This window comes from Undibacterium sp. Xuan67W, assembly GCF_049340165.1.
Lineage (GTDB): Bacteria > Pseudomonadota > Gammaproteobacteria > Burkholderiales > Burkholderiaceae_D > Undibacterium.
Map to the genome: position 1 here is coordinate 1 of NZ_JBMPPN010000007.1, position 12,688 is coordinate 12,688.

Here is a 12,688-nt window from a genome sequence, read left to right on the forward strand (position 1 = left end):
CTCGGCCTGCTTGAGGATGGCGATGATCTGACTGTCGGTGTAACGGGAAGGCTTCATGCAGAACTTTCAAAAATCATATTTAGAAAATTCTACTCATTTCAACGCTTGTTTGCAGGGGGGATTACCATCCTGAATACTAAGTCTGATTTATTACTAATACTTTATATTTACTGATTCACGTTTTCTGCATTAAATTCACTGCGCTACATTCACCACTTCCCATAGTCTGAGGTCGCATAAGCTTAGACCATCAGTGCCGCCACTTCTCTGGCTGCCATTTGCATCTCATTTTCATCGTATTGGGGATACTCGTTCCCACTCTTTTTTTACATCTTGTTTACACCGCGTCCATCAGTCTTTACAAAATCTTTAGACCCTTCTGGCTATCCTCTCTCTCGTTAAAACAAACTTTCTGAGGGTTGTGATGGCGGATTTCATGGATCTGTTTTTTGTTGGAGGAATTATCGGATTCTTCTTGCTGGTATTGGCGTTTGCGCATGTTTGTCATGTGTTGGGAGAAACGAAATGAATATGTTCACTATTTTTGGCGCAGTCGTAGCTGCTGCCTTGCTGGTGTATCTGGTGATCGCATTATTGAAAGCAGAGGAGCTGTGATGACGACTCAGGCGATTGTCTTATTGCTGACATTTTTAGCAATATTGTTGGTGTTGTCGTATCCGTTAGGGATCTTCATTGCCAAGCTCTCAGGTAGTGGTCGTGTCCCAGGTTTTGGCTGGTTATCTGGCTTAGAAAAAGTCTTGTATCGTGTTGCTGGTGTGAATCCAGAGCAGGGCATGGGTTGGAAAACCTATGCGTTTGCTCTGCTGGTATTCAATACACTGGGCGCGCTGGCGGTGTACTTGCTCCAACGTGTGCAGCAATGGTTGCCGTTGAATCCACAAGGTTTTGCCAATATCAGTCCTGATTTCGCATTTAATACAGCGGTGAGCTTTGTCAGTAACACCAACTGGCAAGGTTATTCAGGCGAATCCACCATGAGCTATCTGACTCAGATGCTGGTTTTGGTTGGACAAAACTTCTTCTCCGCAGCGACCGGTATTGCGGTTGTATTTGCGTTGATTCGTGGTTTTTCACATCATTCAGTTAAAGCGATCGGTAACTTCTGGATCGATATCACTCGCACGACTTTGTACTTGTTATTGCCATTGTCTGTGATCTTTGCTGTGTTCCTGATGGGGCAGGGCGTGATCCAAAACTTTGACGGTTACAAAGAGGCGACTTTGCTTGATCCAGTCACTTACAGCCAGCCTAAACTTGGTGCTGATGGTCAGCCTGTAAAAGACACCCAAGATGCACAAGGCGCGCCATTAATGGAAACCTTGACGACTAAAACCCAAACGATTGCGATGGGTCCAGTAGCGTCGCAAGAATCAATCAAAATGATCGGCACGAATGGTGGCGGCTTCTTCAATGCCAACTCAGCCCATCCTTATGAGAATCCAAACTATCTGACGAACTTTGCACAGATGTTGAGTATTTTCTTGATTCCAGCGGCATTGTGCTTTGCGTTTGGTCGCATGGTTGGTGATATTCGTCAAGGTTGGGCGGTACTGGGCGCCATGACAATTTTGTTTGTCGTGATGACGATCGGTGTCTTGATGGCAGAGCAGCAAATCCATCCGCTAATGCAAGCCTTGAATGTTGATCAGGTGACGAGTGTGCTGCAATCCGGTGGCAATATGGAAGGTAAAGAAACCCGCTTTGGTATCAGTGCCTCTGCCTTGTTCGCTGCGATTACGACCGCTGCATCTTGCGGTGCTGTAAATGCGATGCATGATTCTTTAATGCCACTCGGTGGTCTAGTACCTATCGTCCTGATGCAGTTTGGTGAAGTGGTCTTTGGCGGTGTTGGTTCTGGTTTGTACGGTATGTTGATTTTCGCAATCCTGGCAGTGTTTATCGCTGGTTTGATGATTGGACGCACACCAGAATATCTGGGCAAAAAAATCCAGTCTTATGAAATGAAAATGACAGCGATTGTGATCTTGGTGACGCCAGCATTGGTTCTGGTCGGTACGGCAATTGCCGTGATGGCCGATGCAGGCAAAGCAGGTATTGCTAATCCTGGTGCGCATGGTTTTTCCGAGATGTTGTATGCCTTTACCTCCGCCGCAAATAATAACGGCAGTGCGTTTGCTGGTTTGTCTGCCAACACGCCGTTCTACAACATCATGTTGGCGATTGCGATGTGGTTTGGTCGCTTTGCGATGATCGTGCCTATCTTGGCGATCGCTGGTTCTCTGGCATCTAAAAAACGTTTGGAAGTGAACGCAGGGACCATGCCGACCCATGGCTGGATGTTTATCTCGTTGCTGGTTGGTACGGTGGTGTTGATTAGCGTCTTGAATTATGTTCCAGCATTAGCGCTTGGACCGGTCGTCGAACATCTGCAACTGTTCGCGGCTCATTAAGTTCACTAAGGAAAAAACTCATGTCTAGCGTTAATTCTCAAAATACAAATAAAACCATTGCTGAGGAAGGCGATGCCTCCGCAGACAAACTGCGTAGCGCAAAATCACTCAGCATGATGGATAGCACACTGATGTGGCCAGCAGTTGTCGACGCCTTTAAAAAGCTGAACCCAGCGACGCAATTGCGCAGCCCAGTGATGTTTGTGGTGTATGTCGGCAGTATCTTGACTACGCTGTTATGGCTGCAAGCCTTATTTGGTAAGGGTGAGGCCAGTGCCGGCTTCATTTTGGCGGTATCAGTTTGGTTGTGGTTTACGGTTTTGTTCGCAAACTTTGCTGAAGCATTGGCAGAGGGACGCAGCAAGGCACAAGCAGCCTCCTTACGCGCTTTAAAGCAAACTGTGATTGCCAAGAAACTGGCAGTGCCAAAACACGGCACAAGCTGGTTGCCAGCCAATGCCAGCGACTTGCGTAAAGGCGATGTCTTGCTGGTAGAAACCGGTGATGTGATTCCTATCGACGGTGAAGTCATCGAAGGCGTAGCGACCGTGGACGAAAGCGCGATTACAGGTGAATCTGCACCGGTGATCCGTGAATCTGGTGGCGATTTCTCTGCTGTCACCGGTGGTACTCGCGTGTTGTCGGACTGGTTGGTGATGCGTGTTACGTCGAATCCTGGCGAAGCGTTTATTGATCGTATGATCGCCATGGTAGAAGGCGCAAAACGCCAAAAAACACCAAATGAAATCGCATTGACGATTTTGTTGGTAGCACTGACGATTATTTTCTTGCTCGTGACGGTCACTCTGTTGCCATACTCTTTATATAGCGTAGAAGCGGCGAAATTGGCAGGTATTGCATCTAGCCCTATCTCTATTACCGTCCTGATCGCTTTGTTAGTGTGTCTGATCCCGACCACGATCGGTGGTTTGTTATCTGCTATCGGTGTTGCTGGCATGAGCCGCATGATGCAAGCCAACGTTATCGCGACATCAGGCCGTGCAGTTGAAGCAGCTGGTGACGTCGATGTCTTGATGTTGGATAAGACAGGTACGATCACTTTAGGTAATCGTCAAGCATCTGAGTTTTTCCCTGCGCCAGGCGTAATTCTTGCTCAATTGGGTGATGCAGCACAACTCGCATCATTAGCGGACGAAACACCAGAAGGTCGCAGTATCGTGGTGTTAGCGAAGCAAAAATGTAATTTGCGCGAACGTGAAATGGCGAGCCTGAATGCGCAATTTATCGAATTCACTGCGCAAACTCGTATGAGTGGTGTCGATATCGGTACTCGTGTCATCCGTAAAGGTGCGGCTGATTCAGTGAAGAAGTTTGTTGAGAGCTTAGGCGGTCCTTTCCCAGCTGAAGTTAGCAAAACAGTGGACGATATTTCTCGTCGCGGTAGTACACCACTGGTGGTAGTGGACGATGGCAAAGTCATGGGTGCGATTGAGTTAAAAGATATCGTCAAAGGTGGCATCAAGGAGCGTTTTGCTGAGCTGCGCCGCATGGGTATCAAAACTATCATGATCACCGGTGACAATAAGCTGACTGCAGCTGCGATCGCTGCCGAAGCAGGTGTGGATGACTTTTTGGCAGAAGCAACGCCAGAAGATAAGTTGAAATTGATCCGCAGCTATCAGTCCGAAGGCCGTCTGGTTGCAATGACGGGTGACGGTACCAATGATGCGCCAGCGTTGGCACAAGCAGACGTTGCAGTTGCGATGAACTCCGGTACCCAAGCAGCGAAAGAAGCGGGCAACATGGTGGATCTGGATTCTAATCCGACCAAGTTGTTAGAGATCGTAGAAATCGGTAAACAAATGCTGATGACACGCGGTTCTTTAACCACCTTCTCGATTGCGAACGACGTAGCGAAATATTTTGCGATCATTCCTGCCGCTTTTGTCGCGACCTATCCGCAGTTGAAAGACCTGGACATAATGCATCTGTCTAGCCCGGCTTCGGCGATCATGTCTGCCGTGATTTTTAATGCGCTGATCATTGTGTTCCTGATCCCTCTGGCGCTCAAAGGTGTGAAGTACCGTGCGATTGGTGCAGCGCGCCTGTTACGTCGTAATCTGTTGATCTACGGTCTGGGCGGTATTGTGTTGCCGTTCGCAGGCATCAAGTTGATCGATATGATTCTTGCTCTGTTTAATTTAGTGTAATGAAGGATTGAAAATGAATTCTCTATTTTCCCAAATTCGTCCTGCCGTGGTGTTGTTTGTTGGCTTCAGTCTGATCGTTGGTGTCGCGTATCCCTATGCAATTACCGGCATCGGCAAAGTGGCGTTTAACAAACAAGCTGAAGGCAGTCTGGTTGAGCGTGACGGTAAGCTGATCGGCTCTAGCCTGATCGGTCAAGCATTCAGCTCGAACAAATATTTCTGGAGCCGTCCTTCTGCGACATCGCCGATGCCGAACAATCCAACCGCATCGAGCGGTTCTAATCTGGGCCCATTTAATCCAGCACAGATGGATGCGGTTAAAGGACGCATTGCAACTTTGCAAGCGGCTGATCCAGAGAATAAACAAAAGATTCCAGTCGATTTAGTGACCGCATCAGCCAGTGGTCTTGATCCAGAAATCAGTATCGCCGCGGCACAATATCAAGCGACTAGAATTGCCCGCGAGCGTAAAATGACAAACGAACAAGTCATGGCGTTGATCGAACAATTCTCACAACGTCCGGTGATGGGTGTATTTGGCGAACCACGGGTCAACGTATTAGCCTTGAACCTGGCTTTAGATGAGGTGAAGTAGCCGATAGCAATCTCAGGTCACTTTCATCACGCCAGAAAAGATCATCTTGCTGAGGTTGTGTCCTGGAAGCCGGAATTTAGGTGATATAGAGATACTCCTATATGTATTTTTATATCACCTATATAAATAGTGCGGATAAGGCAGTGTTTTTATGCATACTCCCCTTAATTACTGAATTTGTCTGATCTGGTGAGCAATGAGCAGGTTTTGTTTTTACCCCATAGCTAAATCGTTCACCTACAACTAGTTTTTTAGAAAAATGCCCAATCTGAACGATCAACGTCCTGATCCCGATGTCTTGCTTGCGCATGTGCAGGCGCAGGAACGTCGTGCCTCACGTGGCAAATTGCGGATTTATTTCGGCGCTTCTGCTGGTGTAGGTAAGACCTACGCCATGCTGAGTGCTGCACATAAACTGCAAGCCGAAGGGCAGGAGGTATTGATCGGTGTGGTGGAAACCCATGGACGTCGTGAAACCTTGGCCTTACTCGATGGGTTGCCACTGTTGCCCCCGAAGGCGGTTGCCTACCGCGACAAGACGCTGAGCGAATTTGATATCGATAGTGCTTTAGCGCGTAATCCACCCCTGATTTTGATCGATGAACTGGCGCATTCAAATACGCCGGGTTCTCGCCATCCCAAGCGCTGGCAAGATGTCGAGGAATTGCTCGACGCAGGGATTGATGTCTACACCACCGTCAACGTGCAGCATCTGGATAGTCTTAATGACGTCGTTGGCGGCATCACTGGTATCCGCGTGTCAGAGACGGTGCCGGACACGGTGTTTGATGACGCCGACGAGGTAGTACTGGTCGATGTACCTGCCGATGAGTTATTGGCACGCCTGCAAACAGGGCGGGTTTATCACGGACAGCAAGCTGAACGGGCAGCAAAGAATTTTTTCCGTAAAGGGAATCTGATTGCGCTGCGTGAATTGGCATTACGCCGCACTGCGGACCGTGTCGAAGAAGACGTGCAGGCGTACCGGATTGAGAAATCGATAGGCAAGGTGTGGAAGACCGATGCCGCGCTGCTGGCCTGTGTCGGCAGCGGACCCGGTGCGGATCATCTGATACGCAGTGCAGCACGTCTGGCGAGTCAGCTTAGTGCGGAATGGCATGCCGTTTATGTCGAGACGCCGCAATTGCAGCGGCTATCTGCCAGTCAGCGCGAACGAATTTTAAAAAGCCTGAAACTGGCGCAAGACCTCGGCGCCAAAACGGCGGTGCTTAGCGGTCAGGATGTCGCGAATGAAGTCGTGGACTATGCGCATAGCCATAATTTTTCCAAGATCGTCCTGGGACGTCATCGCTACTCTTGGGCGTCGGTCTCATTACATAAAAAAATGGCCGCACTGGCACCGGATCTGGATCTGATCGAGATCGGACGGGCGGCGACAGATCCTGTTGATCCTGTTTGTGACCGGCAGGATTCCCGGAATCAGCGCAATCAGTCAGATGACGCAGTAACTCGTCATAGAGCAGAATTTTTTGATAACGCTCCATCGACGACTGCATGGACTGACGCAACAATGTCGGTCAATCCAGTTCGCTGGCTTGCCAGACATCTGCGCTATATGTATGCCCTGCTGGCGATCGTCGCAGCCGCAATCGCTTGTACGCCCTTGCTGAATTTTTTGCATCTTGTGAATATTGCGATGCTGTTTATGCTGGTGGTGGTGCTGGTCGCATTTCGCCTGGGACGTGGCCCCTCGGTACTGGCGACGGTGGTGGGTGTGGCAGTGTTTGATTTTTTCTTTGTACCACCGCGGTTTACTTTTGCGGTCAGTGATTTTCAATATCTGGTGACGTTTGCTGTGATGCTGGCAGTAGGTTTGCTGACCGGACACCTGACCGCGGGTTTGCGTTATCAGGCCAGAGTTGCCTCGCACCGCGAGTCGCGGGCGCGAGCTCTGTATGAGTTTGCACGGGATTTGTCCGGCGTATTGCAAGATGAGCAGATTTCCGAGAGTACGCAAGCCATTATTCAACGAGCTTTTCGCGCCAGAGCGATTTTGCTATTACCCGACGCTAATGGCAAATTACAAGCGCCCGCCGCAATTGCTGAGGGGCTGGATCTGGGAATTGCGCAATGGGCGTTTGACAAAGTCGAGGCAGCCGGCATCGGCACCGACACGCTACCGGCAAGTAATTTCTTTTATTTGCCTTTGGTGGCGCCGATGCGCACCCGTGGCTTGTTGGCGATACAACCGGATAACCGTCGCTGGATCTTAATACCAGAACAGCGCCAGCAGCTCGATACGTTTGCCGCACTTGCTGCGATTGCGCTGGAACGCGTGCATTACATCGAGGTCGCGCAAGAGGCATTGATCCATATGGAATCAGAACGCCTGCGCAATTCATTACTGGCCGCTTTATCGCATGATTTAAGAACGCCATTGACCTCGCTGGTTGGCATCTCCGAATCTCTGACCATGTCCAAACCGGCGCTGACCGATCTGCAGCAACGGATGGCGCAGAATCTGCATACCGAATCTTTGCGCATGAGCGCTCTGGTGGCGAATCTGCTGGATATGGCGCGTATCCAAAGTGGCGAAGTGAAGTTGAATCTGCAATGGCAGCCGCTGGAAGAAGTCGTGGGCAGTGCCCTACGCGCCAGCACGGCGGCTCTGGTACAAGCGCGAGTACAGACGGCCTTGCCGGCAGATCTGCCTTTACTGCATTTTGATGCAGTGCTGATTGAGCGGGTGCTATGTAATTTGCTGGAGAATGCAGCGAAATACTCGACCGCTCATGCTGTGATTGTTATCCGTGCCGAGATCGATGACAGCCATTCGATGATCAAGATCATGGTCGATGATAACGGTCCTGGATTGCCTGCGGGACGTGAAGAGCTTATTTTTGAAAAATTTACTCGCGGGGAGCGCGAGTCTGCGACGCCGGGTGTTGGTTTAGGACTGGCGATTTGCCGTGCGATTGTTGAGGCGCATGGCGGTCGTATCGCACCAGCGAGTTCGCAACTTGGTGGGGCCTGTATCTGCTTTACCTTGCCACTAGGCTCACCGCCGTCGTTACCAGATTTTGATGCGAGTGACGTTTGAGCGCGCCGTGCCTGTTCCGATGTAAACAGCCAGCCATAAGCAATACCTGCCGCTATTTAACGAATGCTGATTGATTAAAACCAAGTGATGAAAACTGAATCAAAACCTACTGCTCTATTGGTTGAGGACGAGCCGCAAATTCGTCGTTTTGTGCGTAGTGCGCTGGAAGAGGAGGGCTGGCAAGTTGAAGAGGCCGGAGGGTTTCAACGTGGCTTGATTGACGCCGGTACGCGCCAGCCAGATTTGATTATTCTCGATCTCGGTTTGCCGGACGGTGATGGTGTCGAATTCATCAAAGATCTGCGTCATTGGTCTAGCGTTCCCATTATCGTTTTGTCGGCACGGGTTAACGAGACCGATAAAATCAAGGCGCTGGATGCGGGTGCCGACGATTTTTTAAGCAAGCCTTTTGGCGTCGGCGAATTATTGGCGCGGGTGCGCGCTACCTTGCGCCGCCAGCGCCAACCAGGTACCGCCACCGACGGGATAGTCCAGTTCGGCGATATCCGCGTTGATCAGCAGGCACGCCTGGTCACCAAAGGTGGCGATATGGTGCATCTGACGAAAACGGAATTTCGTCTGCTCAGCGTGCTAGTCAACAATGCGGGACGTGTCGTCACTAACTTGCAATTATTGAGAGAAGTCTGGGGACCATCCCATGCCGAAGACGGCCATTATTTACGAATCTATATGGGACATTTACGACAGAAACTCGAAGATGATCCGACGCAGCCTCGCTATCTGCTAACCGAGACTGCAGTAGGTTATCGATTGTTGCTACCGATGTGAAGCGTGCTCACGTCAGCTTTTCGGTGAGCTTCGCTGTGATTGGTCGTGAGTATTTAGTGAGTGCGGAACACTCGTTCAACCAGCGAACAGCGCTGATCCAATAATCCGCAAAGTCCTTCATCTACTTAAGTAGTCATTAATCACTTTCAGCTTTGCCAGGCTGAGAGTCAGGCTTTTGTACGCCTGTTTTTTTGTGAAATGGCATGCCGTACTGTTATTGAGCGTCGTTGTAGGTTGCTGTGTGTTGTTGCATGGTTTTTCGGGAAGTCCTCGATCGATTAGCCAGAACACCGTATCAGCAGTTTTTTTAAATCAGTAGTTTTTATATGAATGTGGAAATCCAATGAAAAAAATAATCTTGATGAGTGTGCTCTCCAGCTTACTTTGTGGAACAGCGGTATGCGCAGAAGAAGTGAAGCCAGACAACGAGTTGAGTTTTAATGTCGCAGTAACATCCGATTATCGCTATCGCGGAATCTCGCAGACCCGCTTGCAGCCTGCCTTACAGGGCGGTGCTGATTATACGAACAATCCTAGTGGATTCTATGCAGGAACGTGGGCATCAACCATCAAATGGACAAAAGATGCAGGAGGTCGCGGCGATCTTGAGATCGATCTATATGCCGGTAAACGTGGCGAGATCGTTAAGGATATTTGCTACGACGTCGGCGTATTGACCTATGTTTATCCATCCAACGGCTTGGCAGTGAACGCTAACACAGCGGAAATCTATGGACAGCTAAGCTATGGTCCCGCGTATGCAAAATACTCACATGCCGTGACCAATTTATTTGGTTTTGCCGAGAGTAAAAATAGCGGATACCTAGATCTCGGCGTCAATCTGGATCTCGATACAGGACTGGTACTGAATCTGCATGCCGGTCGCCAGAATGTGAAAAATAATTCTGCCGCAACCTATACCGACTGGAAAGTCGGTGTCACCAAAGAACTGTGGTCTATCAACTGGGCAGTTGCTGTAATAGGTACAAATGCAGATAAACTCGCTTATGCTTCGCCCGTGAATGGTAAGTTTTTGGGTAAAACAGCGTTAGTAGCTTCTGTAAGCAAAAATTTTTAAACGATATCAAACGATCAATAAAACGCCGCTGAAAATTTTAGAATTGCCCGGCGATCTGTTGTAAAAAAAGTGTAGTTCCTGGCCCGCTATCCATGTGAGTGGCGGGCTGATATCAAAAAATGTTGGTTCTTAGACAAAGGAGTCCGATATAGACATGTAATAGTGAATTCGTGAGCTTGTTCTTATTGACACAACAATCAAAACTTTGCAGAGTGTCGATAGTTGTTGCACAAATACATATGACTCGTCATTTCATGAATTTCCTTCTTGAAATTCTCTGCCGTATCACCTATTGTGCAATGCACCAATAATAACAAGGTACACAATTGGCTAATCAACATACTAAAAGCAGCTTAACGGCTCTAACGTTAGCTGCTATCGGCATCGTCTATGGCGATATCGGCACCAGTCCTCTTTACACGATGAAAGAGGTATTTTCAAAAGAGCACGGACTTCCACTCACTGAAGCAAACATTTTTGGCATCGTCTCACTGATTTTGTGGGGCTTGTTCATTATCGTTGCAGTTAAATACGTGACGCTGATCTTACGGGCAGATAACCGGGGTGAAGGCGGCATCATGGCGCTGACTGCAATGGCGCTGGAATCCGTCGGCAAGTCCTCGAAATGGCATTTCCTCCTATTCGTACTTGGCCTGTTTGGTGCCGCTTTATTTTATGGAGACGGTGTCATCACCCCGGCGATTTCTGTCCTGTCGGCGATTGAGGGACTTGAGGTTGCAACGCCTGCGTTCTCTCCCTATGTAGTCCCGATTACGCTGGTGGTGTTGATCGCGCTGTATTCGGTGCAACACAAAGGCTCGGCGGGTATTGGCCGATGGTTCGGTCCGATTATGGTGATCTGGTTTTTTGCATTAGCGGCGATGGGTATCTATAACATCATCAAAATGCCGATGATTTTGGGTGCCTTGAATCCATGGCATGCCGTTCATTTTTTAACTGAAAATCGTTCCCTTGCCTTTCTTGCTCTTGGCGCGGTCGTGCTGGCATTTACCGGTGCAGAGGCTTTGTATGCGGATATGGGACATTTCGGTCCTAAGCCTATCCGAATGGCGTGGTTCCTGATTGTCTTCCCAGCATTAGGCCTGAATTACCTGGGGCAGGGCGCATTGCTGATTGATAATCCTGCTGCCGTGACCAATCCTTTTTATTCTCAGTTGGGTGCATGGAGTATTTATCCGCTGGTAGCTTTGTCGGCGATTGCGACGGTGATTGCGTCTCAGGCGACAATTTCCGGCACATTCTCCATGACGAAGCAGGCTATCTCGCTTGGATTTTTGCCACGCATGAAAATCATTCATACGTCTTCTAAAGAAATCGGCCAGATTTATATTCCTGCGGTTAACTGGTTGCAATTGTTGGTCGTGGTTGCTGCCGTTGTCGGCTTTGGTTCCTCATCAAATCTGGCATCCGCTTATGGCATTGCCGTGACGGGTACGATGTTAGTCACGTCTTTGCTGACATTCTTCGTGATTCGCTATGGCTGGAAATATAATCCTTTCCTGTGTTTTGTCGCGACGGGTTTTTTCCTAACAATTGACGTTGCATTCTTCTCCGCGAACGTGTTGAAGTTCTTCCACGGTGGCTGGTTTCCGGTCGTGTTGGGCATTATCATGTTCACGATCATGGTCACATGGAAGCGTGGACGTGAGCTGGTGTTTGAAAATTTAAAGAAACATGCAATTCCTCTGGAAGATTTTTTATCTTCTTTGTTCGTCTCGCCTCCGATCAGGGTTGATGGAACCGCGATATTTTTACGTGGTGAAGCGGACGGTGTACCGCATGCGCTGCTGCATAACCTGTCTCATAACAAAATTTTGCATGAGCGGGTCGTATTCTTGACGTTGCATAACAAGGAAATCCCTTGGGTACCTTTCGCTGATCGCATCCGGGTGGCAGATTTAGGGCATAACTGTTTTCAGATTGACGTGAACTACGGTTTTAAAAATGAGCCGGATATTCCGAAGGCGTTGGAGTTGTGTGAAACCTACGGTTTGAAATTCGAACCGATGGAAACCTCTTATTTCATTGCGCGTCAGACGATTGTTTCTCGCCCTGGCAGCGGTATGGCATTGTGGCGTGAATGGTTGTTCGTTGCGATGTCGCGTAATGCCCGTGATGCAGCGGATTACTATCAGGTTCCAACTAACCGAGTGATTGAGGTCGGTTCGCAAGTTGAGATTTGAGGAATAAAAAAGAGCAAAGAGCTTATCAACTGAAAATTGCTATGCTATAATCTTTGTCTTTCGCGGCTGTAGCTCAGCTGGATAGAGTACTTGGCTACGAACCAAGGGGTCGTGGGTTCGATTCCTGCCAGCCGCACCAGATTCAAGGGACTAGATGAAAATCTAGTCCCTTTTTTCTTTTCTTGCCAGTTCGTCAGTTCTTTAATGGGCTTAAAACCAACTCCAATAAAAATTACCTAAAGGTTTGTCTCAGTGGCGTTAAATTTCTCTGTGGCTAACTGGTCCCGTGATTTTTTGCCTAACCTCGTCTGAGTCATTCATTTGGTCTCCTCCTAAGAGGATTTGTCCGGAATTTAGC

At 48.9% G+C, this 12,688-nt stretch carries 8 protein-coding genes and 1 tRNA gene; all 9 read left to right on the plus strand.

Features of this window, described 5'->3' with window-relative positions; genetic code table 11:
- Positions 1 to 525 precede the first annotated feature (525 nt).
- The 9 genes from kdpF to ACO0LE_RS08205 all read left to right on the plus strand — a co-directional run bounded on the left by kdpF (position 526) and on the right by ACO0LE_RS08205 (position 12,469).
- Positions 526 to 615: a K(+)-transporting ATPase subunit F gene (kdpF, locus tag ACO0LE_RS08165; RefSeq protein ID WP_422959911.1), complete on the plus strand. Its 90-nt coding sequence runs from the start codon at positions 526 to 528 to the stop codon at positions 613 to 615.
- A complete protein-coding gene (kdpA, locus tag ACO0LE_RS08170; RefSeq protein WP_422959912.1) occupies positions 615 to 2,432 on the plus strand; it encodes a potassium-transporting ATPase subunit KdpA in 1,818 nt (605 codons plus the stop codon). Before kdpF ends, kdpA begins: the two co-directional genes overlap by 1 nt.
- A 20-nt stretch (positions 2,433 to 2,452) precedes the next feature.
- Entirely contained in the window at positions 2,453 to 4,603 is a 2,151-nt protein-coding gene (gene kdpB / locus ACO0LE_RS08175) for a potassium-transporting ATPase subunit KdpB (RefSeq protein WP_422959913.1), read from the plus strand.
- Positions 4,604 to 4,616: 13 nt separating this feature from the next.
- Positions 4,617 to 5,198, plus strand: coding sequence for a potassium-transporting ATPase subunit KdpC (gene kdpC, locus ACO0LE_RS08180; protein ID WP_422959914.1), 582 nt, complete (start codon positions 4,617 to 4,619; stop codon positions 5,196 to 5,198).
- 259 nt (positions 5,199 to 5,457) lie between these two features.
- Positions 5,458 to 8,259, plus strand: a complete 2,802-nt coding sequence (locus ACO0LE_RS08185; protein WP_422959915.1) for a DUF4118 domain-containing protein — start codon at positions 5,458 to 5,460, stop codon at positions 8,257 to 8,259.
- A gap of 87 nt (positions 8,260 to 8,346) precedes the next feature.
- Entirely contained in the window at positions 8,347 to 9,048 is a 702-nt protein-coding gene (gene kdpE / locus ACO0LE_RS08190) for a two-component system response regulator KdpE (RefSeq protein ID WP_422959916.1), read from the plus strand.
- A 343-nt stretch (positions 9,049 to 9,391) separates the two neighbouring features.
- Entirely contained in the window at positions 9,392 to 10,126 is a 735-nt protein-coding gene (locus tag ACO0LE_RS08195; RefSeq protein WP_422959917.1) for a TorF family putative porin, read from the plus strand.
- A 326-nt stretch (positions 10,127 to 10,452) separates the two neighbouring features.
- A complete protein-coding gene (locus tag ACO0LE_RS08200; protein WP_422959918.1) occupies positions 10,453 to 12,330 on the plus strand; it encodes a potassium transporter Kup in 1,878 nt (625 codons plus the stop codon).
- A gap of 62 nt (positions 12,331 to 12,392) precedes the next feature.
- Positions 12,393 to 12,469: transfer RNA gene (locus ACO0LE_RS08205), tRNA-Arg, on the plus strand.
- Positions 12,470 to 12,688 lie beyond the last annotated feature (219 nt).

What these genes read in the sequence shown, in the direction of transcription:
- kdpF (WP_422959911.1), top strand. Translation starts at nt 526, where the DNA reads ATGAATATGTTCACTATTTTTGGCGCAGTCGTAGCTGCTGCCTTGCTG.
- kdpA (WP_422959912.1), top strand. Translation starts at nt 615, where the DNA reads ATGACGACTCAGGCGATTGTCTTATTGCTGACATTTTTAGCAATATTG.
- kdpB (WP_422959913.1), top strand. Translation starts at nt 2,453, where the DNA reads ATGTCTAGCGTTAATTCTCAAAATACAAATAAAACCATTGCTGAGGAA.
- kdpC (WP_422959914.1), top strand. Translation starts at nt 4,617, where the DNA reads ATGAATTCTCTATTTTCCCAAATTCGTCCTGCCGTGGTGTTGTTTGTT.
- ACO0LE_RS08185 (WP_422959915.1), top strand. Translation starts at nt 5,458, where the DNA reads ATGCCCAATCTGAACGATCAACGTCCTGATCCCGATGTCTTGCTTGCG.
- kdpE (WP_422959916.1), top strand. Translation starts at nt 8,347, where the DNA reads ATGAAAACTGAATCAAAACCTACTGCTCTATTGGTTGAGGACGAGCCG.
- ACO0LE_RS08195 (WP_422959917.1), top strand. Translation starts at nt 9,392, where the DNA reads ATGAAAAAAATAATCTTGATGAGTGTGCTCTCCAGCTTACTTTGTGGA.